The following is a 26,303-nucleotide window of genomic DNA, read 5'->3' on the forward strand; positions in this document are numbered from 1 at the left end:
AAGTCGAAGCGGGCGCAACGACGGCGCCCGCGGGGTGTTCAGCCTTTCTTCTTGACCGGGCGCACGTAGCCGCTCTTCGCGGTCTGCGTCTTCTCGTTCAACGCGAGCATGCCTTCGGCCACGTCCTTCCAGATCGTCGTGCCCGCGGCGATCGTCACGCCGCGCCCGACGCGCACCGGCGCGACCAGCTGCGTGTCCGAGCCGACGAACACGTCGTCCTCGATCACGGTGCGGAACTTGTTCGCGCCGTCGTAGTTGCAGGTGATCGTGCCCGCGCCGATGTTCACGCGCGCGCCGATGTCGGCGTCGCCGATGTACGTGAGGTGGTTCGCCTTCGAGCCGTGGCCGATCACCGCGTTCTTCACCTCGACGAAGTTGCCGACGTGCGCCTCGTCGGCGAGCTGCGCGCCCGGGCGCAGCCGCGCGTACGGGCCGATCACCGTGTGCGCGCCGAGCTCGGCGCCGTCGATGTGCGTGAACGCGTCGATGCGCGTGCCCGCGCCGATCGACGCGTTGCGGATCACGCAGTTCGCGCCGATCGTCACGTCGTCGGCGAGCGTCACGTTGCCTTCGAACACGCAGTTGACGTCGATCGACACGTCGCGGCCGCAGCGCAGCGTGCCGCGCACGTCGAGCCGCGCCGGGTCGGCGAGCGTCACGCCGTCGACGAGCAGCGCGTCGGCGAGGTTGCGCTGGTGCACGCGCTCGAGCTCCGCGAGCTGCGCCTTGCTGTTCACGCCGAGCGTTTCCCATTCGGCGTCCGGCTGCGCGGTGACGACCTCGAAGCCGGCGTCGATCGCCAGCTCGACGACGTCGGTCAGGTAGTACTCGCCCTGCGCGTTGTCGTTGTTCAGCGCGCCGAGCCACATCGCGAGCTGCGCGGTCGGCGTGACGACGATGCCGGTGTTGATCTCGGCGATCTTCTGCTCGTCCGGCGACGCATCCTTCTGCTCGACGATGCGCGTGACGAAGCCGGCCGGGTCGCGCACGATGCGGCCGTAGCCGGTCGGATCGTCGAGCGTGACGGTCAGGATGCCGTAGCGGCCTTCGCGCGCGGCGGCGACGAGGCGCTCGAGCGTGGACACGCGGGTGAGCGGCACGTCGCCGTACAGCACGAGGGTCGGCTGCGCGGGATCGAGCAGCGGCAGCGCCTGGCGCACCGCGTGGCCGGTGCCGAGCTGCTCGGCCTGCACCGCGAACTGCACGTCGGGCGCGGCGACGGCTGCCTGCACCTGCTCCGCGCCGTGGCCGACGACGACCACGAGCCGGGACGGCTGCAGCGCGCGCGCGGTGGCGATGACGTGGGAGAGGAGGGGCCTGCCGGCCAGAGGATGAAGCACTTTCGGCAGCGCGGAACGCATGCGCTTGCCGGTGCCTGCCGCCAAAATCACGATATTCATGGCGCCAGCTTGTCTGAAGAGTTCGAAGCTGGATATTTTAGCATGGGCCCCCACCTGCCGAGCGGGGCTGGCGGGCCCGCCCGGCGGGCGTCGCCGGGCCTTGCGCGGCGCTTACAGATCGTCGAACTGGACGATCGAGATCGGTCGGGCCGCGTAAGGCTGGGCCGCGCCCGGCGCAGCCGCGTCGTCGCCCGTCGAGCACGGTTCCTCGTCGAACGCGATGTCGCCCTGCGGATCGGCCTCGCCGGTCGCGCGCAGCGACGTGAACGGGAACAGCGTGGTGTCCATCAAGTGCGACGGCACGACCTTCGCGAGCGCGTTGAACATGTTGTCGACGCGGCCCGGGAAGCGCTTGTCCCACTCGCGGATCAGCGCCTTCATTTCCGCGCGCTTCAGGTTCGGCTGGCTGCCGCACAGGTTGCACGGGATGATCGGGAATTCGCGCAGCTCCGCGTACTTCTCGAGGTCGGTTTCCTTCACGTACGCGAGCGGGCGGATCACGACGTTCCTGCCGTCGTCCGACTGCAGCTTCGGCGGCATCCCCTTCAGCTTGCCGCCGTAGAACATGTTCAGGAGCAGCGTCTGCACGATGTCGTCGCGGTGATGGCCGAGCGCGATCTTGGTCGCGCCGAGCTCGCCCGCGACGCGGTACAGGATCCCGCGGCGCAGCCGCGAGCACAGCGAGCAGGTGGTCTTGCCCTCGGGCACGAGGCGCTTGACGATGCTGTAGGTGTCCTGGTTCTCGATGTGGAACGGCACGCCGATCCGCGTCAGGTACTCGGGCAGCACGTGCTCCGGGAAGCCCGGCTGCTTCTGGTCGAGGTTGACGGCGACGATGTCGAAGTCGATCGGCGCACGCTCGCGCAGGCGCAGCAGCACGTCGAGCATCGCGTAGCTGTCCTTGCCGCCCGACAGGCAGACCATCACCTTGTCGCCGTGCTCGATCATGTTGTAGTCGCCGATCGCCTGGCCGACCTGGCGCACGATGCGCTTGAACAGCTTGTTGTTCTCGTACGCTTCCTTCTGCTCGCGGCGCGTCAGCGCCGGGCGGCCGGCGTCGGCCGCGCCGCTTTCGACGGTGGCGGCATCGGCCGCCGCTTCATTCAAATGGGGGGTATGGGGGGCGTTCATGCGCGCTCCTCGTCCTTGATGCGAAAGACTTCGACGCCGACGGCGTCGCAGTCCGGATAGGCGTCCGGTTTCTCGGTACGGACGCGTACCGCGCGCACGGCGTCGTGCGCCAGCAGGTGCGCGGCGATCGCGTCGCACAGCGTTTCCTGCAGGTGGATGTGGCCGCGCGCCACGCACTGCGCAACGCTCTGCTTCATCAGGTCGTAGTCGACGACTTCATGCAGCCGGTCGTCGACGGGGGTGGACAGCGCAAGCGGCACGAACAGGTCGACATTGATGACGACGCGCTGCTCGCCGCGCTTCTCGTGCTCGAATGCCCCGATGTTGATGTGCACCTCGTAGTCGCGCAGGTAAAGCCTGCGGCAATCCGCGAGGCGGGGGTGCAGGAGGGCGGAATGCATGGTCGTTCCAGTCAAATTGGCGTGCGCGCACGCAAAGCGGCGCGGGCGGCGGCCGTCATGGCGCGCGCCCGTGCGGTTCATTCGGGCCGGCGGCCGGCGGCACCAGGTGCTCGCCGCCGTCGACGGTCAGCGTCGCGCCGGTGATGCCGGGCGCGTCCGCCAGGTAGCAGGCCGCCGCCGCGATGTCGTCGGCATGCGGCGCGCGCCCGCGCACCAGCGCCGCGATGCGCACCTTCGGCGCGAGCGTCAGCGCCAGCGCGGCGGTCGCGCGGCTCAGCGCGGCCTGCATCAGCGCGTGCGACAGCTGTTGGGGCGCCGGGTGGAACAGCGCCTGGTCCAGCACGTGGATCGCGCATGCGCGCAGCGCTTCGTCGGCGCGCGCGGCGTCGGGCGTCGCGGCTTCGAGCGCGCGGGCCAGCGCGAGCGGCGCGGCGACGTTGCGGGCCAGCGCGGCGGCGAGCGACGCATGGCGCACCGAGTGCGCGTCGTCGGCGCCGGTCGGCGCGCTGTGGAACACGACGCACGCCGGCCGGCCGAGCGCCGCGCCGCAGGCCGCGACGAGCCCGGCCGCCTCGGCTTCGAGGGCCAGATCGGCATCGAGCACGGCCGCGCGGCGCCCGAGCGCCCCGACCTCGGCGACGAGCGCGTCGGCCACGGCGGGCGGCGCGTCGCGGCCGCGCTGCAGTGCGACGTCCCAGCCGCGCCGGGCGAACCCCGTGGCGAGCGCGCGGCCGATCGACGCGGCGTCGGCCGCGCTGTCCAGGGCGCCCGCGACGAGCACCACGCGCGCGGTCGACGTATCGGCTGAAACGGTCATTTACAATGCCGGGATGAACCCGAAAGCTCACGAACCCGCTAGTTTACCTGCTCCCGGCCCCGACGCGCTCGCGCAGTCCGAAACCCTCGCCGCGCAACTGCGCGACGAGATCGCGGCGGCCGGCGGCTGGCTGCCGTTCGACCGCTTCATGGAGCGCGCGCTGTACGCGCCCGGTCTCGGCTATTACAGCGGCGGCGCCCGCAAGTTCGGCCGCCGCGCCGACGACGGCAGCGACTTCGTCACCGCGCCCGAGCTGTCGCCGCTGTTCGCGCAGACGCTCGCGCGGCCCGTCGCGCACGCGCTCGCGGCGAGCGGCACGCGCCGCGTGATGGAGTTCGGCGCGGGCACCGGCAAGCTCGCGGCGGGGCTGCTCGCGGCGCTCGACGCGCTGGCGGCCGAGCTCGACGAATACCTGATTGTCGACCTGTCCGGCGAGTTGCGCGAGCGGCAACGCGACACGATCGCCGCGGCTGCCCCCGGCCTCGCGTCGAAGGTGCGCTGGCTCGATGCGCTGCCCGAGCGCTTCGAGGGCGTCGTGGTCGGCAACGAGGTGCTCGACGCGATGCCGGTGCGGCTGTTCGCGAAGGCGGACGGCGCGTGGCGCGAGCGCGGCGTCGCGCTCGACGCGCGGCAGGCGTTCGTGTTCGAGGACCGGCCGGTAGCGCCGGCCGACGTGCCGCCGGCGCTCGCCGCGCTCGATGCCGACGCCGGCGACGGCTACGTGACCGAGACGCACGAGGCGGCGCTCGCGTTCACCCGCACCGTCTGCACGATGCTCGCGCGCGGTGCGGTGCTGCTGATCGACTACGGTTTCCCCGCGCACGAGTACTACCATCCTCAGCGCGACCGGGGCACGCTGATGTGCCACTACCGGCACCGCGCGCACGATGATCCGTTCCTCTATCCGGGCCTGCAGGACATCACCGCGCACGTCGAATTCTCGGGGATCTACGAGGCCGGCGTCGCGACCGGCGCGGACCTGCTCGGCTACACGTCGCAGGCGCGCTTCCTGCTCAATGCGGGCATCACCGATGTGCTCGCCGCGATCGATCCGTCCGACGTCCATGCGTTCCTGCCCGCCGCGAACGCGGTGCAGAAGCTGATCTCGGAAGCGGAGATGGGCGAGCTGTTCAAGGTGATCGCGTTCTCGCGCGGCCTCGACGGCACGCTCGACGCGTTCGCGCGCGGCGACCGCTCGCACGCGCTCTGACGGGAACGGCCGATGTTGCGCTGGCTGATGGCGTCATTCGTCGCGGTGATGATCCTCACGCGCTGCTGGCCGTGGCTCGGCAAGCTGGGCGTCGGGCGGCTGCCCGGCGACGTGACGCTGACGCTCGGCGGGCGGCGCTACCCGTTTCCGTTCATGTCGACGCTGGTGATCACGATGCTGGTGTCGATGGCGGCGCGGCTCGTCTGACGCGCGGCGCGCGTCACAGCTCGATCTCGCCGAGGATGCGATGGGCGAGCGCCTTCGCTTCGTTGAACGCCTCTTCCTCGTTCGGGCTCGTGCTGCCGACGTCGTACACCGTGTTGTCGGGGGCTTCCCCTTCGTCCCGGCTGAGGATCACGTAGCCCTGGAACTGGCCGTGGCCGGCGTGCCGGGTATGCGCCTTGGCCGTGTAGATGCCCTTCGTGAACGTGTTGGTGTCCATGATGCCTCTCCCGCAAAAGGACACTTCATCGTAGCACCGCGCCGCAACATGTACAGCGGTTCGTGCGGCTGGCCGTGTATGACGCTGCGTGGCCCACGCGACGGCATTCGGGATGCCTGGCCAATGATCTCCCGATCGTCACTTCTCGGCACGCGGTGACGCTTCCAGTTCGCGCAGACGTTTCTTCAGCCTACCGTTTTCCGCCAGCAGCGCGGCAAACGCGATCGCCGTCGCCAGTGGGAAGTACCACTGGCCTGCGTAGTGCAGCATGGCCCACGCGACGCCGGATGCAAAAACCGCTGCTGCGATTAACTCAAGCCGATCGCGGAGCCGGCTCATGCTGCGGCTCGTCCTGATACGCGGGCCCGACCTGCGCAAGCGCGCGAATTGATCGAGGGATTCATAATTTCGGGATGGCGCGCAATCAAATAATATATTTCGGTCGGAACTGGTAGCCCATTGCGCCCCGCCCAAAGTTGTATTTTCGAGATTGTGGACACGGTTTTGTTCGCGCAAGCCAATGATTCGTCGGTGGCAACGATCATGCTGCCAATCAGGGCCCCAATATAATAAGAGGCGCCAATCGAAGACAGCACCAGCAGTTTTTCCAAGCCAGTTGTGGCAACAATCAATTCGCCCACCGTGGCGCCGGCGCCAAGCGACTTGAAGGTGCTCAGAAGCGTTGTCAGCGTTCCGATCGCCATTTGCTGCGATTCAAACAGGCTCGATGGTACCGGCAGGCCCAACGATGCCATGTTTTCTTTCAAGGCCGGATAAAATTCCTTGCATGCTTTCATCTCAATATATTCGGATGTTTGCGAATAACGCCGAATATATCCTTTCATTGGCCGATTGCTCGTCGTCGGCGGCAAAGTGTCGCATAAGCACGCGCGCGCTATTTTTTGACGACGCCTGAAAACCCGAATCGCGCCATATACCGCTTTCTGCGTCAGCCCTCCAGCAACGCAACCACCTCGTCGAGCGTCGGCGCGTGCGCGCCGGTGTGGCGGCACGCGGCGGCGCCCGCGGCGAGCGCGAACGCGAGGTGCTCCGGCCACGCGCGCTGCGGTGCCGCCATCAGGCTGAACAGCATCCCGCCGATCGACGCGTCGCCCGCGCCGACCGTGTCGGCCACCTCGACGCGCGGCGGGCGCGCTTCGTGCACGTCGCCGTCCGCGTACAGCGTCGAGGCGTCCGCGCCGCGCGTCACCAGCAGCGCCGCGCGCGGATTCAGCGTGCGCAGCGCTGCGATCGCAGCGGCCTCGCTGCCGCCGAACAGGTGCCGCAGGTCTTCGTCGGACACCTTGATCAGGTCCGCGAGGCCCGCCATCTTCTCGAGCGTCGGCCGGTACGCGGCCGTCATCAGGTTCCGGTAATTCGGATCGAAGCTGATCTTCACGCCGCGTGCGTGCAACTCGGCGGCGAGCGCGATCAGCGTGCCGGCGAGCGGCTCGCGCACGAGGCTGATGCAGCCGAAGTGCGCCCATTTCACGTGATCGGCCCAGCCGGCCGGCAGCCGCGCCGGGTCGAACGCGAGATCGGCGCTCGCTTCGCCGATGAAGAAATAGGCGGGCGGCCGCGTCTCGTGGACGATCGCGAGCAGCGGCGCTCGCGCGACGCGCTGCAGGAACCGCAGGTCGAGCCCGGCCGCGTCGCTCGCGCGCCACAGCGTGTCGGAGAAGCAGTCCTCGCCGATCGCGCCGGCGAGCGCGCTCGGCACGCCGAGCCGCGCGACCGCGCGCGCGACGTTCCAGCCGGCGCCGCCCGGCACCGAGGTCCAGCGCGCGTCGCCCGCGCGCACCATGTCGGTCAGGATGTCGCCGGCGGACACGAACGCCGGAAAGCCGCCGCCGCTCATTGCGTCGGTTCGCTGCGCGTCGCGCGCGCGAGCGTCGCGAGCACGTCGTAGCACGCGCCCATCGTGTGATAGTCGGTCTTGCCGGCGGGGCTCTTCTCGTCGCTGTACTTGCGGTTGTCGCAGGTCAGGATCCGGTACCACGCGCCGTAGCGATGATCGACGAAATGCGCCCAGCTATAGCGCCAGATCTCGTCGTACCAGTCCCAGTAGCGTTCGGCGCCGGTGCGCGCGCCGAGCATCGCGGCCGCCGCGAACGATTCCGCCTGCACCCAGAAATACTTGTTGTGATCGCAGATCGTGAAGTCGGGGCCGAAGCCGTAGCAGAGCCCGCCGTGATCGGCGTCCCACGCGTGCGTGAGCGCCGCGTCGAACAGCTCGGCCGCGCGCGGCGCCAGCCAGTCGAGCGGGCGGTGCCGCTCGAGGAGCAGCAGGAGCTTCGCCCACTCGGTCTGGTGCCCCGGCTGGAAGCCCCACGGCCGGAAGATGTTCGAGCTGTCTTCCTTGTTGTAGTCCCAGTCGACCGACCAGTCCGCGTGATAGTGCTCCCACACGAGCCCGCCCGACAGCGCCGCCTGGCGCCGCGTGACGTGCGTCGCGAGCTTTTCCGCGCGGTCGAGGTAGGTGAGGTGGCCGGTCGCCTCGTACGCGGCGAGCAGCGCCTCGGTCATGTGCATGTTCGCGTTCTGGCCGCGGTAGCTCGACACGATCCAGTTCGACGACGCATCGTCCGCGTAGAGGCCCGCGGCGGCGTCCCAGAAGCGATGCTCGGCGAGCTCGTAGGTCGCGGCGATCAGCGGCCGCGCCTCGTCGACGCCCGCCATCGTCGCGTGCGCGGCGGCGAGCAGCACGAATGCGAGGCCGTAGCAGTGGCGCGTGCCGTCGAGCGTCGCGCGCTTCGCGCCGTCGCGCCAGTCGAGCTCCCAGTCGTAGCCTTGCAGCGCGTCGTCCCAGTGCGCGTCGCGCAGGAAGCGCAGCGCGTGGCGCGTGTAGTCGAGATGGCGCGGATCGCCGAAATGCCGGTACGCCATCGCGTAGTTGAAGACGAACCGGCAACTGCTGACGAGGTGCCGCGACGTGCGGTTGTACACGCTGCCGTCGTCGCGGAAGTAGTGGTAGAAGCCGCCCGTCGGGTCGAGTGCGTTCGGTGCATAGAAGCGCAGCGTGTCCTCGACGTGCGACAGCAGGAACGACGGATCGCGGAAGCTCGCGACGAACGGGGCCGGATGGGCATGCGCGGCCGGCGTCGCCGGGGCGGGTTGGACCGGGGGCGTAGTCATGGTTCGGTGCTCGTGGCGGTGACGGGCGCCCGCGTCGCGGCGGGCCGGCTGCTGGCCCGCACGATCAGCTCGACGGGCAGGCAGATCTCGGTGTGCTCGGGCGCTTCGGCCAGCAGCAGCTCGACGCCGCGGCGGCCGAGCGCTTCCTTGTCGACGGCGAGCGTCGTGAGCGGCGGGCTCGCGTGCGCGGCGGCGGGGATGTCGTCGAAGCCGACGATCGCGATGTCGTCCGGCACCCGCAGCCCGCGCGCGATGCATACGCGCTGCGCGGCGAGCGCGGCCGCGTCGTTGTACGCGAACACCGCGTCCGGGCGCGGGCCCGGCGCGTCGAGCAGCTGCTGCATCGCGCGCGCGGCGCCGGTGTCCGGGTCGAGTCCGGCGTCGATCGTCACTTCGTAGGCCGGGTCGAACAGCCGCCCGGCCTCGAAGAACGCGCGCCGGTAGCCGATCGCGCGCTGCGTGATGCTGTAGTGCGCGGGCGAGCCGCCGATGAACGCGATGCGCGTGCGGCCGGTGGCCAGCAGGTGACGCATCGCGAGCGCCGCGCCGGTCGCGTTGTCGATGTTGACCGAGCGCAGCCCGGGCGCCCACAGGTCGATCAGCACGAGCGGGCGGCCGATCGCGGCGAGCGCCTCGATCGTCTCCGGCTCCATGAAGCCGGCCACCGCGATCGCGTCCGGCGCGTGCGGGCGCATCTGGCGCAGCACGTCGTCGTTCGGGCCGACGGTCAAGAGCGTCGGCACGATGCCGCGCTCGCGGCACGCGTCCTCGACGCCGTGCAGCACGTGCGAGAAGAACGGGCTGGCGGGAAAGCGGTTGTGCTGGCGGTGCAGCAGGAACGTCAGCCGGCGGATGCGCGGCCGCAGTTGCGCGGGATCGTAGCCGAGGCGCTGCGCGATCTCGACGATGCGCGCGCGCGTGGCTTCGGACAGGCCGGGCTGGTTCTTCAGCGCGCGGGACACGGTGCCGATCGAGACCTCTGCCGCCCGCGCCACGTCGCGAATGGTGGTGCCCATCGTTCGGAAATCCGGTTTGTTTAGGGTGACGGCGATTGTATAGTAAAACACATCGCTAAAATCGCGCCATATCCCCGGGGAATACCCGTAAATACACGAATTTAAAGCACTAATCTGCGCCGACGCATTTACTAAAAATACTAAACAGGCGCGGCAAAAGGCAAGGTGTCCGCGCGTGGCGCTCAGCGCGGCGTCGCGGGCGGTTCGCCGCGCGCGAGCAGCGCCGCGCGGCCTGCGTCGAGATCGACGACCGCGAGCCCGTCGGGCTGCTGCTTCGCGCGCCGTTTCGCGAGCGCCGCGACCGACGCGATCTCGTCGCTGCCGTAGCGCATCGCGCGGTGCGCGCCCGCCGGCACGCCGACCGCGCCGATCGCCATCGTCACGAAACCGAAGAACGCCGGGTTGCCGTGGCGGTCCTCCCCGTGCAGGCCGCCCGCGCGCTGGTCGACCAGCGTGTAGAAGCGCTGCGCGCCGTCGTTGAAGCGGCCGATCGCGGCGGTCGCGCGCGCGTGCCAGTCGTCGCTCTGGAACAGCACCAGGAAATCGTCGCCGCCGACGTGGCCGAGGAAGTCCCGCTGCGGATCGCAGATGCCGGCCAGCACGGTCGCGGCGTACTTCAGCACCTCGTCGCCCTGCCAGTAGCCGTACTGGTCGTTGAACGGCTTGAACTGGTTCAGGTCGACGTAGCACGCGTGGAACCCGGCGTCGCGCGCGAGCAGCCGGTCGATGTGCGCGCTGATCGGGATGTTGCCGGGCAGGAACGTCAGCGGGTTCGCGTAGCGCGCGGCCTCGATGCGCATCTCGGTCACCGCGCGCACGAGGCTCTCGCCGGTGCCGAGGCCGACATAGCGGCCGTGCTCGGTGATCACGAAGCCGTCCGCGAGATAGCGCTGGTCGTTGTTGGCGAGCAGCAGCGCGAGCTGTTCCACCGTCGTCGCGTTCTCGATCATCAGCGGCGCGTCGTTCGCGAACTGCAGGCACGGCTTCTTGCCGAACACTTCGCGGTGGTACGGCAGCGCGAAGCGGTCCATGAAGCTGCGGCGGTTCACCAGCGCGACGGGCCGCTCGTGCTCGACGAGCGCGACCGCGTGCAGCTCGGGCATCCGGTTGAACAGCGCGAGCACGTCGTTGCTGGTCACGTCGCGCGGCAGCGCGGGCGCGGCGACGAGCATCTTCGCGGCGACCGTGCCGCTCGGGCGGGCCGCGCGCGACGCGTCCGGAAACACCGCGATGTGCGGCGCGCGGATCGCGTCGCGCGCGGCGGGCGCGACGACGCGCTCCGGCTGCGCATGCGGGCGGCCGAGCAGGAAGCCCTGCACGCAGCAGATTCCCATGTCGCGCACGACGATCAGGTCGCGCTCGTGCTCGATGCCTTCGGCGATCAGCTTCGCGCCGCTCGCGTGCGCGAAATGCTGCATTGCCCTGACCGCCTCGAACTTCAGCGGATCGAGGGCGATGTCGTGAATGAAGAAGCGGTCGATCTTCACGACGTCGGGATGCAGGCGCAGCCACAGGTTCATGCTCGCGTTCGCGGTGCCGTAGTCGTCGAGCGCGAACTGGATGCCCGCGTCGCGCAGCAACGCGACGGCCGGCGCGACCTGCGCGAGATCGGCCGTCGCGTTCTGCTCGGTCAGCTCGATCACGATGCGCTCGGCGGCGATCTGCGCGCGCTCGAGCAGCGTGCACACGTGCTCGCGTTCGCGCGCGAGCGCCAGGATCGCGCCCGCGCTGAAGTTGAGGAACAGCTTGCCGTCGCAGCCGAGCGCCGCGAACGCGTCGAGGCAGGTGATGGCGGCCGCGTGTTCGAGCGCGATGGTCGCGCCTTCGCGCGCCGCCTGCGCGAACAGCGCGGCGGGCGTTTCCAGGTCGGTGCCGTGCGGGCCGCGGATCAGGCCCTCATAGGCGATGACCGTGCCGGAGCCGAGGTCGACGATCGGCTGGAACACGGCGGCGAGCGCGCGGTCCGCGATCAATCGCGCGGTGCGGGCGGCATCGGGAGCGGCGGGGATGGCGAACATGGCAGGACGGCCGAAACGTCGGGACGACCGGCATAACGGCGCCGCGCAGGAAGAATTGAATGAATTTTTCGTGACGCGATGCGCCGTCGTGGTGCATCGCCGCGGGTGATGGCCGCCGCATTGCGCGGCGCGGGCCGGGGGGAGCGACGCGAAGGCGGCCGGCGCGTCAGCGCTTGCCGGCGTTCAGTGCACCCGGCGCGCCCGGCGCGGACGCGACCCGGCCCTGCGCGGCGCCCTCGTCGCCCGGTTCGCCCAGCCTGCGTGCGCCCCAGCGCTGCGCGAGCGCCGCGCAGGCCATCAGCTGGATCTGGTGGAACAGCATCAGCGGCAGCACGATCGCGCCGACCGCGTGCGCGGAGAAGATCACCTTCGCCATCGGCACGCCGGCGGCGAGGCTTTTCTTCGAGCCGCAGAAGATGATCGTGATCTGGTCGGCGCGGTTGAAGCCGAGCCGCTTGCTGACGAACGCGGTCAGCAGCAGCGCGATCGCGAGCAGCACCAGGTTGACGGCCAGCAGCCCGGCGAGCGCGCGCGGCGGAATCTGGTGCCAGAGGCCCTGGTCGACGGCCTCGCTGAACGCGACGTAGACGACGAGCAGGATCGAGCCCTGGTCGACGAAGCGCAGCACCGCGCGGTTGCGCTCGATCCAGCGGCCGATCACGGGCCGCAGCAGCTGGCCGGCGACGAACGGCACGAGCAGTTGCATCACGATGCTGCCGACCGTGCTCCATGGCGACGCGCTCGCCGCCGACTGCGTCGTGATCATCAGCCCGACGAGCGCCGGCGTGACGAAGATGCCGAGCAGGCTCGACGCGGACGCCGCGCAGACCGCGGCCGGCACGTTGCCTTTCGCGATCGACGTGAACGCGATCGACGACTGGACCGTCGACGGCAGCGTGCAGAGGAACAGCACACCCGCATACAGCGCGGGCGTGACGAGCGGCTGCAGCACCGGCTTCAGCGCGAGGCCGAGCAGCGGGAACAGCGCGAAGGTGCTGAGCAGCACGACCGCGTGCAGCCGCCAGTGCGTCGCGCCCGCGACGATCGCCTCGCGCGACAGCTTCGCGCCGTGCAGGAAGAACAGCAGGCCGACCGCGATGTTGGTCGCCCAGTTGAACGCATGCGCGGCCGGGCCGCGGCACGGCAGCAGGCTCGCGAGAATGACGGTGCCGACGAGGGCGAGCGTGAAGTTGTCGGGGAGGTAACGGGGGCGGGCCATCGGAATCTCGATCGGGACGATAGGAAGGCGTGCCGCGCACGCGCGGACGCCGCACGCGCGGACGCCGGTATTTTCCCGGTTGTCGATTCAAACCACAAATTCATTGTATGAATCGATTGATGAATCGGGTGAATGCCGCGCGGCCGATCCCGCCTGTCGCGCAAGGTGACGAAAACAGCAGAAGAATGTGCCGCTGCGATCCGTCCCTGACGTGAAAAACCCAGCAGTAACATGGTGTTACACCGATGCCCCGGACCTAACACTTTTTGGCTCGACACGATTTCGCCTCGCTCATAAATTACTGCTGAAAGGCTTGCGCCCGCCCTTGGACAGGCACTCGCGGCAAGCAAAACCAGGCTCTGAACAATGACGGATCGGGTGAAACGGAAGATCGGACGATGGGCGGCAGGCGTGCTCGGCGCGCTGCTGGTGCCGCTTGCGCTCGCGCAGCCCCCGCACGGCGGACACGGGTTCGGCGGCGGCGATCGCGGCCTGCGCGCGTCCGGTGGCCCGCCCGTGTGGCGCCATGCCCCGCAGTGGGGCGGCAACCCCGGGGCGCGGATGGGCGCAGGCGTCAACGGCTCCGGCCCCCGCTGGGGCCTGCGACCGACGCCGTCGTACGGCCACTACGCCGCGCAGAGCCCGTACCGACCGATCAGCGCCGACGCACGCCAGGTGCCGCGCCCGCCGGGCGGCGGCAACATGCCGCTGCGCGCCGGGTCGATCCGCGCCGACGTCGCCCGCTACAACGAGGAGCGCGGCGGCCGCCCGCTGCCGCCGCCGCGCGCGCAGGAAGAGCCCGCGCATTCGCCGTATTTCTCGCCGTTTTATCGAAACTGAGCGAAACCGAACGCGCTCGCGTTCCGTCCCTCCGCCGACTGATGCGAATTCGCCACAGTCGCGCATCGATTTCCGCTGATTTTCCCGCCGCATTGCGCTATCTTTCGCGCCCGGTTCGCGCGTGACGCGCCGCCGTGCCGCCGCGTGACGAGCTCGCGCGTTGCCGCCGCGCCCCGTTCGCGCCCGAACCGCCGCCGCGAAGTTAATGCCGCCGCTATACCCGCAATAAGCACACGCATTTTTGACCGGAAAAATGATCCGCAAAGATGGCTGCGCCCCAGCACGACGCAAGCGGCCGCCCCTATAACAACGCTCGCGCCGCCCGGTTTCTTTTCGACAATACCTGGAGATCTCATGAAAGCATTTGCCCGCCGTGCGTCGAGCACGTCCGCCGCGCTGGTCGCGGCCGCCGCCTGCGTTGCCGCCGCGCCCGTCCACGCGCAATCGAGCGTCTCGCTGTACGGCCAGGTCGACGAGTGGGTCGGTGCGACCAAATTCCCGGGCAGCGATCGCGCATGGAACGTGTCGGGCGGCGGGATGTCGACGTCGTACTGGGGCATGCACGGCACCGAGGATCTCGGCGGCGGCTACAAGGCGATCTTCACGCTGGAAAGCTTCTTCCGCGCGCAGAACGGCAATTTCGGCCGCTTCGACGGCGACACCTTCTTCGCGCGCAACGCGTACGTCGGCATCAGCTCGCCGTACGGCACGGTGACCGCCGGCCGCCTGACCACGCACCTGTTCCTGTCGACGATCCTGTTCAACCCGTTCTTCGACTCGTACGTGTTCTCGCCGATGGTCTATCACACGTTCCTCGGCCTCGGCACGTTCCCGACCTATCCGAGCGACCAGGGCGCGGTCGGCGATTCGGGCTGGAACAACGCGGTGTCGTATACGTCGCCGGCATTCGGCGGCGCGAACTTCGGCGTGATGTACGCGCTCGGCAACCAGGCGGGCGACAACGGCGCGAAGAAATGGAGTGCTCAGTTCAACTACGCGAACGGGCCGTTCGCGGCGACCGCGGTGTACCAGTACGTGAACTTCAACAACGCCCCGCGCGACCTGGGCACGCTTTCCGGCGTCGCAGGCATGAAGAGCCAGGGCATCGCGCAGGTCGGCGCGACCTACGACCTGAAGTACGTGAAGCTGTTCGGCCAGTACATGTATACGAAGAACGACCAGGTCGCGGGCAGCTGGCACGTGAACACCGGGCAGGGCGGCGTGACGGTGCCGCTCGGCACCGGCACCGCGATGGCGTCCTACGCCTACTCGCGCGACGCGGGCGGCCAGAACCAGACGCGCCAGACGTGGGCCGTCGGCTATGACTATCCGCTGTCGAAGCGCACCGACGTCTACGCGGCGTACATGAACGACCACATCAGCAGCCTGTCGAACGGCAACACGTTCGGCGCCGGCATTCGCGCGAAGTTCTGACCCCGCGGGCACGCCGCCGCGCAAGCCGCGCCGGATTCGTGCCCTGTTTCGTTTTGTTGAACGGCGCCGCCAATTGCGGCGCCGTTTTGCTTTTGTTGACCTTTCTGTTTCCTCACTTTTGCTACTCTATCTCGTAATTTGTCGATTCTCTGGGATTGCGAGCTAGTTCGATGGATACCCTCGTCAGCATGAATGTGTTTCGCTACGTCGTCGAAGTGGGCAGCTTCGTCGGCGCGGCGGAGCGCATGCAGATGTCGGCGGCGATGGCGAGCAAGCACGTGATGCATCTCGAGCAGCAGCTCGGCGCGCGGCTGCTGCATCGCACGACCCGACGCGTTGCGCCCACCGAAGCGGGGCGCGAATACTACGAGCGCCTCGTGCAGGCGCTGTCCGAACTCGACGAAGCCGGGCAGGCGGTCGGCGCCGCGAGCGTCGTGCCGCAGGGCCGGCTGCGCGTAACGTCGCTGTCCGCGTTCGGGCTGCGCCACGTGATGCAGGCGGTGACCGACTACGCGGACCGCTACACCGACGTGACGGTCGAGATCACGCTGTCCGACCGCGTCGTCGAGCTGATCGACGAAGGCTACGATGTCGCGGTGCGCGCGGCGCCGAGCGGGCTGAAGTCGTCGTCGCTGGTCGCGCGGCAGATCGCGACCGCGCACATCATGCTTGTCGCGTCGCCCGACTATCTGGAGAAGCGCGGCACGCCGCAGACGATCGCCGATCTCGCGCACCACAACTACCTGCGGCGCGACACGAACGCGACGGTGCTCGATGCGATGGTGACCGACGCGGCCGCCGCGTCGCGCGTGAATCTCAACGGCAACCTGATCGTCAACCACCTCGAAGGGTTGCGCGCGGCTGTGCTCGGCGGCGCGGGCATCGCGCTGCTCGGCACCGAAGTGGTCGGCGACGACCTCGAGGCCGGGCGTCTCGTGCCGGTGCTGCTCGATGCGGTGCCGCCGCGCGAGCTGCCGATCTATGCGGTGTACGCGAGCCGCCGCCATGTGTCGGCGAAGGTGCGCTCGTTCGTCGATTTCCTCGCCGCGCGGTTCGAGAACGAATCGCTGTGCCCGTCGATCGAGGCGCGCCTGCGCGTGCTGCCGATCACGCGGATCAAGCGCGCGGGCTAAGCGATGTGAGCGACGCGCTTTCGTCGAAGGAAACCCGCAGCAAGCAAAAAGCGCGAACGCCGTGAGGCGTTCGCGCTTTCGTTTTGTGCGACGGATTCGACGTGACGCGCCGCGTCAGCGCGCAATGCCGAGCCGCGCCTTCGTGTCGTCGTATTCGCGCTTCAGGCGCTCGACGAGCGTCGCGACGCTCGGCAGGTCGTCCATCAGGCCGACGCCCTGGCCCGCGCCCCAGATGTCCTTCCACGCCTTCGCCTTGTCGCCGCCGAAGTTCATCTTCGTCTTGTCGGATTCGGGCAGCGCGTCCGGGTCGAGCCCCGCTTTCTCGATGCTCTCGCGGATGTAGTTGCCGTGCACGCCGGTGAAGAGGTTCGTATAGATGATGTCGGCGGATTTCGCGTTGAGGATCGCGTGCTTGTAGTCCTCGACCGCGTGCGCTTCCTGCGTCGCGATGAAGCGCGTGCCCATGTACGCGAGGTCGGCGCCCATCGCCTGCGCGGCGAGGATCGAGCCGCCGTTGGCGATCGCGCCGGACAGCACGATCGGGCCGTCGAACATCCTGCGCACCTCGCCGACGAGCGCGAACGGCGACGTCGTGCCCGCGTGGCCGCCCGCGCCGGCCGCGACGAGGATCAGCCCGTCGACGCCCGCTTCGAGCGCCTTCTGCGCGTGCCGCAGGTTGATCACGTCGTGCAGCACGATGCCGCCGTAGCTGTGCACCGCGTCGACGATCTCGCGCGCGGGTGCGCGCAGGCTCGTGATGAAGATCGGCACCTTGTGGTCGACGCACACGCGGATGTCGTGCTCGAGCCGCTCGTTCGACTGGTGGACGATCTGGTTGACCGCGATCGGGCCGATCACCGCATCCGGATGCTTCGCCTTGTGGTCGGCGAGCTCGGCCTGGATCTTCGTGAGCCATTCGTCGAGCAGTTCGGCCGGGCGCGCGTTGAGCGCCGGGAACGAGCCGACGATGCCGGCCTTGCATTGCGCGAGGACGAGTTCGGGGTAGCTGACGATGAACATCGGCGACGCGATGACGGGCAGCGTCAGATGCTGAAGAACGGCGGGCAGTGCCATGTGGAGTCTCCTGATCCTGATCGTGGCTGTACGTGACAGTGACAGCGCGAACGGCGCTTCGAGTGTAGCCGGTGCGGCCGCCGCGCAGGTCTGCTGCACATATTAATACGAACGATCGTGCGTTTGCGTGCGAGCTTAACAAAGGGCGCCGTGTGCGGGCAATCGAGTGAGTGCTCTCGTTCTACGGATTCGGGTATCCACGCCGCTGTGCGGCTTCGAACGCGCTCCTACAATAGCCGCCATAACAAACCAACGAGAAACAAACCATGTCGTTCGAGACATTCGCTCCGTTTCGCGTAACGGTGCAGGACACCGACATCTTCGGTGTCAAAGGAGGCGCGGGGCCGCCGCTTCTGCTGCTGCACGGCCATCCGCAGACCCACATGATCTGGCATCGCGTCGCCGCGACGCTCGCGAATCATTTCACGGTGATCGCGACCGATCTGCGCGGCTACGGCGCGTCCGGCAAACCCGCGAGCGACGCGCAGCACACGCCGTATTCGAAGCGCGCGATGGCGGCCGACCAGGTCGCGGTGATGCGGCAGTTCGGCTTCGAGCGCTTCTACGTGTGCGCGCACGATCGCGGCGCGCGCGTCGCGCACCGGCTCGCGCTCGATCATGCCGATGCGGTCGAGCGGATGATGCTGCTCGACATCGCGCCGACGCTCGCGATGTACGAGAAGACCGATCGCGCATTCGCGACCGCGTACTTCCACTGGTTCTTCCTGATCCAGCCCGAGCCGTTGCCGGAGACGCTGATCGGCGCAAACACCGACGCGTACATCGAGCGCGTGATGGGCAACCGCTCGGCGGGCCTCGCGCCGTTCGCGCCCGACGCGCTTGCCGCGTATCGCGCGGCGCTCGCGCAGCCGGGCGCGGTGCACGCGATGTGCGAGGACTACCGCGCGTCGGCGACGATCGACCTCGAGCACGACCGTGCGGATCTCGAGCGCGGCACCAAGGTCGCGTGCCCGCTGCGCGTGCTGTGGGGCGAGAACGGGATCGTCGAACGCTGCTTCGATCCGCTCGACGAATGGCGGCACGTCGCGCGCGACGTCAGCGGCCGCGCGCTCCCGTGCGGGCACTACGTTCCGGAAGAGGCGCCGGTCGACCTGATCGACGAGATGCTCGCGTTCTTCGAGGCGCGCGACCCGGCGGCCTGATGAAGATGGCGGCGCGGGCGGCGGCGCGAGCGCGTCACCGCCGCGCCGCGTCGTCGTCCGCAAGCGGCGGCAGCCGGCGCGGCACCGGCGTCGACTTGACGATCGCGGTGCTCGTCTCCGCGCGCTCGGTCACCTTCGCGAGGATGCCGTCGAGCTGCTCGATCGAGCGCAGGTAGAGCCGGCAGATGAAGCAGTCGTCGCCGGTCACCTTGTCGCATTCGACGAATTCGGGGATGCGCCGCAGCAGCTCCTCGACGAGATGCAGCTGGCCGGGCAGCGGCTTCACGCGGACGATCGCCTGCAGCGTATAGCCGAGCGCGCGCGGGTCGAGCTCGACGGTGAAGCCGGCGATCACGCCCTGCGCCTCGAGGCGCCGCACGCGGTCCGCGGTCGCGGGCGCCGACAGCCCGATCTGCCGCGCCAGCTCGCTGGTCGCGATGCGCGCGTCGTCGGCGAGCGCGGCGAGGATCGCGCGGTCGGTCGCGTCGAGCGCGGCGACCGATGGAGGGGAAAGGCGTTTCGTCATGATCGCTTTGCTTTCGAAGGTGAATCGGATGATTCACTTCAGTTTAGCCGTGGAGATCGCGAAAGCAAGTTTCTAGAATCGAAGTCATCCGATCCTTCAACGGAACCATCATGGCTTCGAACGAAATTCGCCGCGGCGCCGCCGAAATGGTCGTCGCGATGCTGATGTCCGGCACGATCGGCTGGCTCGTGATGTCGTCGCGGCAGCCGCTCGCCAACGTCGTGTTCTTCCGCTGCGTGTTCGGCGGCGCGACGCTCGCGCTCGTCTGCGCGGCGCTCGGGCTCCTGCGCCGCTCGCTGTTCTCGTGGCGCATGCTCGGTCTCGCCGCGCTCGGCAGCGTCGCGATCGTCGCGAACTGGCTGCTGCTGTTCGCCGCGTATTCGCGCGCGTCGATCTCGATGGCGACCGCCGTCTACAACACGCAGCCGTTCATGCTCGTCGCGCTCGGCGCGCTCGTGTTCCGCGAACGGATCACCACGTCGACGCTCGTGTGGCTGCTGCTCGCGTTCGTCGGCCTCGTGTGCGTGGTGCGCGTCGAGCCGGCCGTGCTCGCGTTGCCGGGCGAGTATCTCGAAGGCGTCGCGCTCGCGCTCGGCGCTGCGTTCCTGTATGCGGTGTCGTCGATCATCGCCAAGCACCTGAAGGGCACGCCGCCGCACCTGATCGCGCTGCTGCAGGTCGGGCTCGGCGTCGTGATGCTCGCGCCGTTCACCCGCTTCGACACGCTGCCCGCGACGCCGTCGCAATGGTTCGACCTCGTCGTGCTCGGCATCGTGCACACGGGGGTGATGTACGTGCTGCTGTACGGCGCGATCCAGAAGCTGCCGACCGCGATGACGGGCGCGCTGTCGTTCGTCTACCCGGTCGTCGCGATCGCGGTCGATCGCGTCGCGTTCGGGCAGACGCTCGCGTGGACGCAGGTGCTCGGCGCGCTGTTGATCCTGCTCGCGGCGGCCGGCGTCAATCTCGGCTGGCGCATCGTGCCGGCGCGCCGCGCGGTGGCGGGGCGCTGAAACGGTCGCGCGATTTGGCTTGCCACTATGGCTTGCCGCAGCGGCGCGAAAAACGTGCCCCGCGCGCACATGAAACGGGCTGTAAGAAGTTGTAGGGAAACACCCGATGCGATGCCGCGGGCGTCGCTCGTATGATGCGTGCTGTGACGTTGATCACGTTCACAGGATTCCGATTCGAGGTGCCGTTCGCCCGTCAGGCTGAACGGCATTTTTTTATGCGTCGCTTGCCGCGAGCGCGCGCCGCGCGTCGAGCCGCGCGAGCACCGCGCGCTTCGCGTCGTCGTCCGACGCGCGCCATCCCTTGATCTCGTCGCGGGTGCGCAGGCAGCCCGCGCACCACTCGGTGCGCGGATCGATCTTGCACACGCCGGTGCACGGCGATGCGACGGCGCTTTGCGGCACGTCGCTCATGCGGTCTCCCGCAGCGCGACGTCGGCAACCGGCGCGCCGGTCAGCGTGACGAGCTCCTGCGGCGACAGGTTGAACACCGCATGCGGATGGCCGGCCGCGGCCCACAGGCTGTCGAGCGCGAGCAGGTCGGCGTCGATCAGCGTGACGGGCTCGACCAGATGGCCGATCGGGCACACGCCGCCGATCGCATAGCCGGTGTTGTCGCGCACGAACTTCGCGTCCGCGCGGCCGACCTCGCCGACCTGCGCGGCGACCTTCTGCTCGTCGACGCGGTTCGCGCCGCTCGCGACTACCAGCACCGGCGCGCCGTCCGACTGGCGGCGGAACAGGATCGACTTCGCGATCTGCGCGACCGAGCAGCCGAGCCCGGCCGCCGCCTCCGCGGACGTCTTGCCGGTTTCGGACAGCATCACGATGCCTTTCGCATGGCCGCGCTCGCGCAGCAGCGTCGCGACGCGTCGCGCGGAATCGGGGAGGGAGTCGAATGAAGTGGGGGTCGTCATGTGGTCGAATCCGTTGAATGCATGAAGCTTGGAGTCAGGCGCAGCTCGGCGCGTCGGCTGCGCTTTGCGCCTTCGCGAGCAGCGCGCGGCCGGCGCGCGACACGTTCGCGCGGCCGATCGCGTTCGAGATGAATTCGCCGGCGGCGACGACCTGCGCGAGATCGACGCCGGTGTCGATGCCGAGGCCCTGCATCAGGTACAGCACGTCCTCGGTCGCGACGTTGCCGGTCGCGCCCTTCGCGTACGGGCAGCCGCCGAGGCCCGCGACCGACGCGTGGAAGATCTCGATCCCTTCGAACAGCGCCGCGTAGATGTTCGCGAGCGCCTGCCCGTAGGTGTCGTGGAAGTGGCCCGACAGGCGCTCGCGCGGAAACACGCGCGTGACCGCCGCGAGCACCTCGCGCGTGCGGTTCGGCGTGCCGACGCCGATCGTGTCGGCGAGGTCGATCTCGTCGCAGCCGAGCGCCGCGAAGCGCTCGACGACGTCGACGACCGACGCGACCGGCACGTCGCCCTGGTACGGGCAGCCGAGCGCGCACGACACGCTGCCGCGCAGCCGCAGGCCCGCATCCTTCGCGGCCTTCGCGACCGGCTCGAAGCGCGCGATGCTCTCGGCGATGCTGCAGTTGATGTTGCGCTGCGAGAACGCCTCGCTCGCCGCGCCGAAGATCACGACCTCGTCCGCGCGCGCGGCGAGCGCGCCCTCGAAGCCCTTCAGGTTCGGCGTGAGCACCGAGTAGACGGTGCCGGCGCGCCGTTCGATGCCGGCCATCACGTCGGCGCCGTCGGCCATCTGCGGCACCCATTTCGGCGACACGAACGACGCGGCCTCGATGTTGCGGAAGCCGGCGCGCGACAGGCGGTCGACCAGCGCGATCTTCACGTCGGTGGGCACGAAGGTCTTTTCGTTCTGCAGCCCGTCACGCGGGCCGACTTCGACGATCTTCACGGCGGTGGGGAAGGTCATGACTGTCTCCTTGTCTTTGGAATGCGCGATTCGATTCAGTAGCCGCGCGCGTAGTCGACGATCCCGCTGACGGGCTCGCCGCGCTCGAACGCGCGGATCTTGCCGGCGATCTGCTCGACCGCTTCCGCGCGCAGCGTTTCGGCGGAGCTGTGCGGCGTGATCGTGATGCGCGGCGCGCGCCAGAACGGATGGTCGTCCGGCAGCGGCTCGTGCTGGAACACGTCGAGCGTCGCGGCGGCGACGCGGCCGCCCGCGAGCGCGTCGAGCAGGTCGGCTTCGGCCAGATGCGCGCCGCGCGCGACGTTGATCACGTATGCGCCGGGTGCGAGACGCGCGAACGTGCGCGCGTCGAGGATGCCGTCGGTGTCCGGCGTGCTCGGCAGCAGGTTGACGAGCACCTTCGCGCCGTCGACGCACGCGTCGAAGGCGCCGTCGCCCGCGAAGGTTTCGATGCCGTCGAGCTGCTTCGGGCTGCGGCTGTAGCCGCGCACCGGCAGGCCGAGCGCGGCGAGCGCTCGCGCGACCTGCGCGCCGAGCACGCCGAGGCCGAGCACGGCGACCGTGAAGGTCGCGCGCGGATGCGGTTCGAGCGCGTGCCAGCGGCGCTCGCGCTGCAGTGCGTCGTATTCGTCGAAGCGGCGCAGGTAGCGCAGCACCGCGTGCGTCACGTACTCGATCATCTGCTGCGCCATGCCCGAATCCTCGAGCCGCACGAGCGGCACGTGCCGCGGCAGCGTGCCCGGATGCGCGCGTTCGAACGCGAGCAGCGCGTCGACGCCCGCGCCCAGGTTGAAGACCGCGCGCAGGCCGTCGCGCGGCGCGAACAGCTCGCGCGGCGCGCGCCATACGAGCGCGTAGTCGGCGGCGGCCGTGTCGCCCGGCTGCCACGCGCGCAGCTCGGCTTCCGGCAGCGCCTGCGCGAGCTCGTCGCGCCATGCGCCGGCTTCCTGGTGCGGCGAATAGAACAGGATCTTCATGCGGTTACTTCGCGAACAGCTGGCCGATGTCGGCGAACGCCTTGAATTCGAGCGCGTTGCCGCACGGATCGAGGAAGAACATCGTCGCCTGCTCGCCGACCTCGCCCTTGAAGCGGATGTGCGGCTCGATCACGAAGCGGGTGTGCGCGGACTTCAGCTTGTCCGCGAGCGCGTGCCATTCGTCCATCGCCAGCACGACGCCGAAGTGGCGCACCGGCACGTCGTCGCCGTCGACCGGATTGACCGCGCTCGCGCCGGTTTCGTGCGGCGCGAGATGCGCGACGAGCTGGTGGCCGAAGAAGTCGAAATCGACCCAATGATCCGAGCTGCGGCCTTCCGGGCAGCCGAGCAGGCCGCCGTAGAACGCGCGGGCGTCGGCGAGGCTCGACACGGGAAAGGCAAGATGGAACGGGCGCAGCGCGCCGGCGGGCGTAGCGGGCATCGGGTGTCTCCTTTCTGGAACCTCACATTCTACGGTTTCGCGGCGGGTTGCGTCGGCGCGCGGGGGCGCGATCCCGCCCGCCGAAAAGCAAAGCACAAAATATTGGTTCGGCCGCCGCGCGCGGCGCGCCACAATCGGGCCTCGTGTTCAAGCCAGCGAGGGCAATCATGGGCGCATGCAGCAAATCGGTCTGGCCGCCGCGGCTCGTCACCGTTCCCGGCCTGCACGGCAGCGAAGGCGCTCACTGGCAGACCTGGCTCGAACGGCAGTTCCCGCGTTCGCTGCGCGTCGAGCAGGCGGACTGGGACGCGCCGGATCTCGCGGGCTGGGCGCATTCCGTGCGCACGCTGCTCGAACGCGAGCGCGGCCCGTTCGTGCTCGCCGCGCACAGCTTCGGCTGCCTCGCGGCCGCGCACGCGCTCGCGCAGTGGCCGCATGCCGGCGAAGTCGCGGGCGTGCTGCTGGTCGCGCCGGCCAGCCCGCGCAAGTTCACGTTCGCCGGCGCGTTCGACGCGCGGCGCCTCGCGGTGCCGTCGATCGTGATCGGCAGCGAGACCGATCCGTGGATGTCGCTCGGCGATGCCCGCACCCTCGCGCAGCGGCTCGGCAGCGCGTTCGTCAACCTCGGCGACGCGGGCCACATCAACACCGCGGCCGGCTTCGGGCCGTGGCCGCGCGCGAAGTACTTCATCGATACGCTCGTGCATTGCGCGGCGCCGCTGCGGTTTCGTGAGCAGCTGGGGGAGTTCGATGCCGCCTTCGCCGGCAGGGTGATCGCGCACGCGGTCTGACGCAGTGCGCATCCGCGACGCCGCGCGCCACCATGAAAAACGCCCTGCGGTGCGGGCCGAGGCCCGCCCGGCAGGGCGTCGTCGTTCTACGCGCGGCGCGAGCGCGCGTTACGCGGTGACGGGCTTCACCGCCGCCGGATCCGAATAGCTCGGCCGCCCGTTCTCGACGTGGCCCGCGAAGCGGCGCGAAAACGTGCCGTTGGCGCCGTCGCTCACCGTCACGTCGTACCACTGGTGGCTCGACGCGAGCAGCCATTGCTCGACGCGCTCGTCGCCCGCGTGCAGCGTCACCTGCCGCGCCGGCGCGCCGTACGCGTTGTCGGTCAGCGTCAGCGTGACGTGGCCCGTTCCGTGATTGCGCAGCTTCAGGTACAGGTTGCCGTTCGCGACGTCGTAGCCGGCCTTGACCTCCGGCTGCGCGTGATTGCGGCGATGCGCGGCCGCGGCCGACGCGTTGCCCGAGAAGATCCGCACGAAGCCGTTCGGCCCGTACACCGAGAACGCATACGCGCCGTTCGTCGCCGTCAGGTCGAAGTCCGCGTGCAGCGTGCGGTGCACGCCGACCGTGTAGCGCCACGGCCCGTCGCTGCGGTTCGTCGCATACACGTTGAAGTGCGCGCCCTGCTCGCCGCGGTTCGCGAATTCGATGCGCAGCCGGTTCGCGCCGTCGACGCGCGCGTTCACATGCAGTTCGTACGGCAGCGCGCGCGCCGGCCGCACGCCCGGTTCCTGCGGATCGATCGGGACCGGTTGCGCCGGCGGGGTCGGCGCGGGCTGCGACGTGCACTGCTGGTCGGCGATCGAGCGGTACTGGCTCGTGTCGGGCAGCGGCGGGAACGTCGCGTCCTGCGAGCGGAAATCGAACGCGGCGCGCAGGTCGCCGCACACGGTGCGGCGCCACGGCGTGATGTTCGGCTCGTCGACGCCGAAGCGCTCGCCGATGAAGCGGATCACCGACGTATGGTCGAACACCTGCGAGCACACGAAGCCGCCCTTGGTCCACGGCGATACGACCGTCATCGGCACGCGCGGGCCGAGGCCGTATGGCAGGCCGTCGGCCGTATAGCTGCCGCCGCGCCCCGGGTTCACGACGGTATGCAGCTCGCCGTCGGTCGTGACGGTCGACGCGCCCTGCGCGGCCGACGTCGGCGGCTGCGGCGGCACGATGTGGTCGAAGAAGCCGTCGTTCTCGTCGTACATGATGAACAGCACGGTCTTGCTCCACACGTCCGGGTTCGCGGTGAGCGCGTCGAGGATCTGCGACGTGTAGTTCGCGCCGTAGGCAGGCGTGTATTTCGGATGCTCGGAGAACACCGCGGGCGGCAGCAGCCACGACACCTGCGGCAGGCGGTCGTTGATCACGTCGGACTTCAGGTCGTCGAGCGTGCGCACCGTCTGCGCGCGCTGGTACAGCGACGAGCCCGGCTGCGCGTGGATGAAGTTCGCGAAGTTCTGCAGGATGTTCGTGCCGTAGTTGCCGTTGACCGGATCGGCCCACGTGAGCCCCTGCTGGTAGACCTGCCACGACACGCCGCGCGCCTCGAGCCGCTCGGGGAAGGTCTGCCACGTGAGCAGCTGGTACGCGGGCGGCAGGTCGCCGTCGACGTAGTCGGCGTTGTCGAGCAGCGGGCCGCCGAACTTGCCGGTCGGGTCGATCGTGCCCGTCATCAGGTACGCGCGGTTCGGGTGCGTCGGGCCGGGCAGCGAGCAGAAATAGTGGTCGCAGACGGTGAACGCATCGGCGAGCGCGTAGTGGAACGGGATGTCCTCGCGCACGTGGTAGCCCATCGTCATGTCGGTCTTGTTCGCGGGCCACTGGTCGTAGCGGCCGCCGTCGATCGCCGCGTGGGTCTTCGCCCACGAGTGGTCGAGCGCGCCGAGGCACTGCGCGCTGGTCGTCTTCGTGTCGAGCCGGAACGGCAGCACGGGCTTCGCCGGGTCCTCCTTCGACGGCTGGTACCACACGGGCTTGCCGTTCGGCAGCGGGATCGGGAACCGGTCGTTGTAGCCGCGCACGCCGCGCAGGTGTCCGAAGTAATGGTCGAACGAGCGGTTCTCCTGCATGAACACGACGACGTGCTCGACATCGCGGATCGTGCCGGTGCCGCGCGCGGCGGGAAGCGCGAGCGCGCGGCGGATCGACTCGGGGAACGCGTTGAGCGCAACGGCGGCGCCCGCGGACTGCGCGACGGTATGCAGGAAACGGCGGCGGCTGGATGACGTCATGTTTTTCACCTCGG

At 69.3% G+C, this 26,303-nt stretch carries 28 protein-coding genes; 8 read left to right on the forward strand and 20 right to left on the reverse strand.

The features are described from left to right. Positions 1–38 precede the first annotated feature (38 nt). The 4 genes from glmU to HWX31_RS12015 all read right to left on the reverse strand — a co-directional run bounded on the left by glmU (position 39) and on the right by HWX31_RS12015 (position 3,749). Positions 39–1,400, reverse strand: coding sequence for a bifunctional UDP-N-acetylglucosamine diphosphorylase/glucosamine-1-phosphate N-acetyltransferase GlmU (glmU, locus tag HWX31_RS12000; RefSeq protein WP_174965829.1), 1,362 nt, complete (start codon positions 1,398–1,400; stop codon positions 39–41). Positions 1,401–1,511: 111 nt separating this feature from the next. Then, the gene (ttcA, locus tag HWX31_RS12005; RefSeq protein ID WP_174965830.1) at positions 1,512–2,531 is read right to left on the reverse strand and encodes a tRNA 2-thiocytidine(32) synthetase TtcA; all 1,020 of its coding nucleotides are present in this window, start codon (positions 2,529–2,531) and stop codon (positions 1,512–1,514) included. Then, positions 2,528–2,932, reverse strand: a complete 405-nt coding sequence (locus tag HWX31_RS12010) for a dihydroneopterin aldolase (RefSeq protein WP_059613472.1) — start codon at positions 2,930–2,932, stop codon at positions 2,528–2,530. The genes ttcA and HWX31_RS12010 overlap by 4 nt, the downstream gene beginning before the upstream one ends. A 55-nt stretch (positions 2,933–2,987) precedes the next feature. Further along, on the reverse strand, positions 2,988–3,749 hold the full coding sequence (locus tag HWX31_RS12015) for an SDR family oxidoreductase (RefSeq protein WP_175933918.1): 762 nt from the start codon (positions 3,747–3,749) through the stop codon (positions 2,988–2,990). A gap of 13 nt (positions 3,750–3,762) precedes the next feature. On the opposite strand from HWX31_RS12015, the gene HWX31_RS12020 reads away from it, so the two are divergent. Together HWX31_RS12020 and HWX31_RS12025 are read left to right on the forward strand one after the other, a co-directional pair. Continuing rightward, positions 3,763–4,959 carry a class I SAM-dependent methyltransferase gene (locus tag HWX31_RS12020; protein ID WP_059710937.1) on the forward strand — a complete coding sequence of 399 codons (1,197 nt, stop codon included), beginning with the start codon at positions 3,763–3,765 and terminating at the stop codon, positions 4,957–4,959. 12 nt (positions 4,960–4,971) lie between these two features. Continuing rightward, a complete protein-coding gene (locus HWX31_RS12025; RefSeq protein WP_010090459.1) occupies positions 4,972–5,166 on the forward strand; it encodes a DUF2905 domain-containing protein in 195 nt (64 codons plus the stop codon). A gap of 13 nt (positions 5,167–5,179) precedes the next feature. Here the strand turns inward: HWX31_RS12025 and HWX31_RS12030 are convergent, their stop codons facing one another. From HWX31_RS12030 to HWX31_RS12065, 8 genes are all read right to left on the reverse strand, one after another. Then, complete coding sequence (locus tag HWX31_RS12030) at positions 5,180–5,401, reverse strand: hypothetical protein (RefSeq protein ID WP_010090460.1); 222 nt, start codon at positions 5,399–5,401, stop codon at positions 5,180–5,182. A gap of 138 nt (positions 5,402–5,539) precedes the next feature. Then, positions 5,540–5,740: a hypothetical protein gene (locus tag HWX31_RS12035; RefSeq protein ID WP_174964170.1), complete on the reverse strand. Its 201-nt coding sequence runs from the start codon at positions 5,738–5,740 to the stop codon at positions 5,540–5,542. Then, a complete protein-coding gene (locus HWX31_RS12040; protein WP_244143736.1) occupies positions 5,737–6,246 on the reverse strand; it encodes a hypothetical protein in 510 nt (169 codons plus the stop codon). The genes HWX31_RS12035 and HWX31_RS12040 overlap by 4 nt, the downstream gene beginning before the upstream one ends. Before the next feature lie 104 nt (positions 6,247–6,350). Beyond that, on the reverse strand, positions 6,351–7,259 hold the full coding sequence (locus HWX31_RS12045) for a carbohydrate kinase family protein (protein ID WP_174964169.1): 909 nt from the start codon (positions 7,257–7,259) through the stop codon (positions 6,351–6,353). Then, positions 7,256–8,536, reverse strand: a complete 1,281-nt coding sequence (locus HWX31_RS12050; RefSeq protein WP_174964168.1) for an AGE family epimerase/isomerase — start codon at positions 8,534–8,536, stop codon at positions 7,256–7,258. The genes HWX31_RS12045 and HWX31_RS12050 overlap by 4 nt, the downstream gene beginning before the upstream one ends. Beyond that, positions 8,533–9,552 carry a LacI family DNA-binding transcriptional regulator gene (locus tag HWX31_RS12055; RefSeq protein WP_059634402.1) on the reverse strand — a complete coding sequence of 340 codons (1,020 nt, stop codon included), beginning with the start codon at positions 9,550–9,552 and terminating at the stop codon, positions 8,533–8,535. Before HWX31_RS12055 ends, HWX31_RS12050 begins: the two co-directional genes overlap by 4 nt. 182 nt (positions 9,553–9,734) lie before the next feature. Beyond that, a complete protein-coding gene (locus HWX31_RS12060) occupies positions 9,735–11,570 on the reverse strand; it encodes an EAL domain-containing protein (protein WP_174964167.1) in 1,836 nt (611 codons plus the stop codon). Between the two features lie 166 nt (positions 11,571–11,736). Then, positions 11,737–12,789, reverse strand: coding sequence for a bile acid:sodium symporter family protein (locus HWX31_RS12065; protein ID WP_174964166.1), 1,053 nt, complete (start codon positions 12,787–12,789; stop codon positions 11,737–11,739). A gap of 366 nt (positions 12,790–13,155) precedes the next feature. Between HWX31_RS12065 and HWX31_RS12070 the strand changes: the two genes are divergently transcribed. The 3 genes from HWX31_RS12070 to HWX31_RS12080 all read left to right on the forward strand — a co-directional run bounded on the left by HWX31_RS12070 (position 13,156) and on the right by HWX31_RS12080 (position 16,196). Beyond that, complete coding sequence (locus HWX31_RS12070) at positions 13,156–13,629, forward strand: peptide-binding protein (protein WP_174964165.1); 474 nt, start codon at positions 13,156–13,158, stop codon at positions 13,627–13,629. A gap of 354 nt (positions 13,630–13,983) precedes the next feature. Next, entirely contained in the window at positions 13,984–15,063 is a 1,080-nt protein-coding gene (locus tag HWX31_RS12075; RefSeq protein ID WP_174964164.1) for a porin, read from the forward strand. 170 nt (positions 15,064–15,233) lie between these two features. Continuing rightward, on the forward strand, positions 15,234–16,196 hold the full coding sequence (locus tag HWX31_RS12080) for a LysR family transcriptional regulator (RefSeq protein WP_059618283.1): 963 nt from the start codon (positions 15,234–15,236) through the stop codon (positions 16,194–16,196). Positions 16,197–16,310: 114 nt separating this feature from the next. On the opposite strand, the gene HWX31_RS12085 is transcribed toward HWX31_RS12080, so the two are convergent. Beyond that, on the reverse strand, positions 16,311–17,270 hold the full coding sequence (locus tag HWX31_RS12085; protein ID WP_174964163.1) for an NAD(P)H-dependent flavin oxidoreductase: 960 nt from the start codon (positions 17,268–17,270) through the stop codon (positions 16,311–16,313). A 266-nt stretch (positions 17,271–17,536) separates the two neighbouring features. Here HWX31_RS12085 and HWX31_RS12090 point away from each other — a divergent pair, with 266 nt between their 5' ends. After that, positions 17,537–18,433 carry an alpha/beta fold hydrolase gene (locus HWX31_RS12090; RefSeq protein WP_174964162.1) on the forward strand — a complete coding sequence of 299 codons (897 nt, stop codon included), beginning with the start codon at positions 17,537–17,539 and terminating at the stop codon, positions 18,431–18,433. A gap of 34 nt (positions 18,434–18,467) precedes the next feature. Here HWX31_RS12090 and HWX31_RS12095 read toward each other — a convergent pair whose 3' ends face one another. Then, positions 18,468–18,959, reverse strand: a complete 492-nt coding sequence (locus HWX31_RS12095) for an Lrp/AsnC family transcriptional regulator (RefSeq protein ID WP_059477295.1) — start codon at positions 18,957–18,959, stop codon at positions 18,468–18,470. Between the two features lie 110 nt (positions 18,960–19,069). Here HWX31_RS12095 and HWX31_RS12100 point away from each other — a divergent pair, with 110 nt between their 5' ends. Continuing rightward, positions 19,070–19,972: a DMT family transporter gene (locus tag HWX31_RS12100; RefSeq protein ID WP_174964161.1), complete on the forward strand. Its 903-nt coding sequence runs from the start codon at positions 19,070–19,072 to the stop codon at positions 19,970–19,972. Positions 19,973–20,185: 213 nt separating this feature from the next. Here the strand turns inward: HWX31_RS12100 and HWX31_RS12105 are convergent, their stop codons facing one another. The 5 genes from HWX31_RS12105 to HWX31_RS12125 are packed head-to-tail and all read right to left on the reverse strand — an operon-like array spanning position 20,186 to position 23,272. Continuing rightward, positions 20,186–20,383, reverse strand: coding sequence for a DUF1289 domain-containing protein (locus HWX31_RS12105; protein ID WP_045567070.1), 198 nt, complete (start codon positions 20,381–20,383; stop codon positions 20,186–20,188). Next, positions 20,380–20,886: a YbaK/EbsC family protein gene (locus HWX31_RS12110; protein ID WP_010090477.1), complete on the reverse strand. Its 507-nt coding sequence runs from the start codon at positions 20,884–20,886 to the stop codon at positions 20,380–20,382. Before HWX31_RS12110 ends, HWX31_RS12105 begins: the two co-directional genes overlap by 4 nt. A 34-nt stretch (positions 20,887–20,920) precedes the next feature. Beyond that, complete coding sequence (locus HWX31_RS12115) at positions 20,921–21,853, reverse strand: hydroxymethylglutaryl-CoA lyase (protein ID WP_174964160.1); 933 nt, start codon at positions 21,851–21,853, stop codon at positions 20,921–20,923. A gap of 35 nt (positions 21,854–21,888) precedes the next feature. Then, positions 21,889–22,830, reverse strand: coding sequence for a 2-hydroxyacid dehydrogenase (locus HWX31_RS12120; RefSeq protein WP_174964159.1), 942 nt, complete (start codon positions 22,828–22,830; stop codon positions 21,889–21,891). A gap of 4 nt (positions 22,831–22,834) precedes the next feature. Then, entirely contained in the window at positions 22,835–23,272 is a 438-nt protein-coding gene (locus HWX31_RS12125) for a VOC family protein (RefSeq protein WP_059618271.1), read from the reverse strand. 167 nt (positions 23,273–23,439) lie between these two features. Here HWX31_RS12125 and HWX31_RS12130 point away from each other — a divergent pair, with 167 nt between their 5' ends. Further along, positions 23,440–24,063, forward strand: a complete 624-nt coding sequence (locus HWX31_RS12130) for an RBBP9/YdeN family alpha/beta hydrolase (protein WP_174964158.1) — start codon at positions 23,440–23,442, stop codon at positions 24,061–24,063. A gap of 108 nt (positions 24,064–24,171) precedes the next feature. Here the strand turns inward: HWX31_RS12130 and HWX31_RS12135 are convergent, their stop codons facing one another. Continuing rightward, on the reverse strand, positions 24,172–26,289 hold the full coding sequence (locus tag HWX31_RS12135; protein ID WP_174964157.1) for a phosphocholine-specific phospholipase C: 2,118 nt from the start codon (positions 26,287–26,289) through the stop codon (positions 24,172–24,174). Positions 26,290–26,303 lie beyond the last annotated feature (14 nt).

It is taken from the genome of Burkholderia ubonensis (assembly GCF_902833085.1).
In the GTDB taxonomy this organism is placed as follows: Bacteria; Pseudomonadota; Gammaproteobacteria; order Burkholderiales; family Burkholderiaceae; genus Burkholderia; species Burkholderia ubonensis.

Excerpts from the sequence above, each read along its gene's own strand:
- glmU (WP_174965829.1), bottom strand. The coding sequence starts at position 1,400 with ATGAATATCGTGATTTTGGCGGCAGGCACCGGCAAGCGCATGCGTTCC.
- ttcA (WP_174965830.1), bottom strand. The coding sequence starts at position 2,531 with ATGAACGCCCCCCATACCCCCCATTTGAATGAAGCGGCGGCCGATGCC.
- HWX31_RS12010 (WP_059613472.1), bottom strand. The coding sequence starts at position 2,932 with ATGCATTCCGCCCTCCTGCACCCCCGCCTCGCGGATTGCCGCAGGCTT.
- HWX31_RS12015 (WP_175933918.1), bottom strand. The coding sequence starts at position 3,749 with ATGACCGTTTCAGCCGATACGTCGACCGCGCGCGTGGTGCTCGTCGCG.
- HWX31_RS12020 (WP_059710937.1), top strand. The coding sequence starts at position 3,763 with ATGAACCCGAAAGCTCACGAACCCGCTAGTTTACCTGCTCCCGGCCCC.
- HWX31_RS12025 (WP_010090459.1), top strand. The coding sequence starts at position 4,972 with ATGTTGCGCTGGCTGATGGCGTCATTCGTCGCGGTGATGATCCTCACG.
- HWX31_RS12030 (WP_010090460.1), bottom strand. The coding sequence starts at position 5,401 with ATGGACACCAACACGTTCACGAAGGGCATCTACACGGCCAAGGCGCAT.
- HWX31_RS12035 (WP_174964170.1), bottom strand. The coding sequence starts at position 5,740 with ATGAGCCGGCTCCGCGATCGGCTTGAGTTAATCGCAGCAGCGGTTTTT.
- HWX31_RS12040 (WP_244143736.1), bottom strand. The coding sequence starts at position 6,246 with ATGAAAGGATATATTCGGCGTTATTCGCAAACATCCGAATATATTGAG.
- HWX31_RS12045 (WP_174964169.1), bottom strand. The coding sequence starts at position 7,259 with ATGAGCGGCGGCGGCTTTCCGGCGTTCGTGTCCGCCGGCGACATCCTG.
- HWX31_RS12050 (WP_174964168.1), bottom strand. The coding sequence starts at position 8,536 with ATGACTACGCCCCCGGTCCAACCCGCCCCGGCGACGCCGGCCGCGCAT.
- HWX31_RS12055 (WP_059634402.1), bottom strand. The coding sequence starts at position 9,552 with ATGGGCACCACCATTCGCGACGTGGCGCGGGCGGCAGAGGTCTCGATC.
- HWX31_RS12060 (WP_174964167.1), bottom strand. The coding sequence starts at position 11,570 with ATGTTCGCCATCCCCGCCGCTCCCGATGCCGCCCGCACCGCGCGATTG.
- HWX31_RS12065 (WP_174964166.1), bottom strand. The coding sequence starts at position 12,789 with ATGGCCCGCCCCCGTTACCTCCCCGACAACTTCACGCTCGCCCTCGTC.
- HWX31_RS12070 (WP_174964165.1), top strand. The coding sequence starts at position 13,156 with ATGACGGATCGGGTGAAACGGAAGATCGGACGATGGGCGGCAGGCGTG.
- HWX31_RS12075 (WP_174964164.1), top strand. The coding sequence starts at position 13,984 with ATGAAAGCATTTGCCCGCCGTGCGTCGAGCACGTCCGCCGCGCTGGTC.
- HWX31_RS12080 (WP_059618283.1), top strand. The coding sequence starts at position 15,234 with ATGGATACCCTCGTCAGCATGAATGTGTTTCGCTACGTCGTCGAAGTG.
- HWX31_RS12085 (WP_174964163.1), bottom strand. The coding sequence starts at position 17,270 with ATGGCACTGCCCGCCGTTCTTCAGCATCTGACGCTGCCCGTCATCGCG.
- HWX31_RS12090 (WP_174964162.1), top strand. The coding sequence starts at position 17,537 with ATGTCGTTCGAGACATTCGCTCCGTTTCGCGTAACGGTGCAGGACACC.
- HWX31_RS12095 (WP_059477295.1), bottom strand. The coding sequence starts at position 18,959 with ATGACGAAACGCCTTTCCCCTCCATCGGTCGCCGCGCTCGACGCGACC.
- HWX31_RS12100 (WP_174964161.1), top strand. The coding sequence starts at position 19,070 with ATGGCTTCGAACGAAATTCGCCGCGGCGCCGCCGAAATGGTCGTCGCG.
- HWX31_RS12105 (WP_045567070.1), bottom strand. The coding sequence starts at position 20,383 with ATGAGCGACGTGCCGCAAAGCGCCGTCGCATCGCCGTGCACCGGCGTG.
- HWX31_RS12110 (WP_010090477.1), bottom strand. The coding sequence starts at position 20,886 with ATGACGACCCCCACTTCATTCGACTCCCTCCCCGATTCCGCGCGACGC.
- HWX31_RS12115 (WP_174964160.1), bottom strand. The coding sequence starts at position 21,853 with ATGACCTTCCCCACCGCCGTGAAGATCGTCGAAGTCGGCCCGCGTGAC.
- HWX31_RS12120 (WP_174964159.1), bottom strand. The coding sequence starts at position 22,830 with ATGAAGATCCTGTTCTATTCGCCGCACCAGGAAGCCGGCGCATGGCGC.
- HWX31_RS12125 (WP_059618271.1), bottom strand. The coding sequence starts at position 23,272 with ATGCCCGCTACGCCCGCCGGCGCGCTGCGCCCGTTCCATCTTGCCTTT.
- HWX31_RS12130 (WP_174964158.1), top strand. The coding sequence starts at position 23,440 with ATGGGCGCATGCAGCAAATCGGTCTGGCCGCCGCGGCTCGTCACCGTT.
- HWX31_RS12135 (WP_174964157.1), bottom strand. The coding sequence starts at position 26,289 with ATGACGTCATCCAGCCGCCGCCGTTTCCTGCATACCGTCGCGCAGTCC.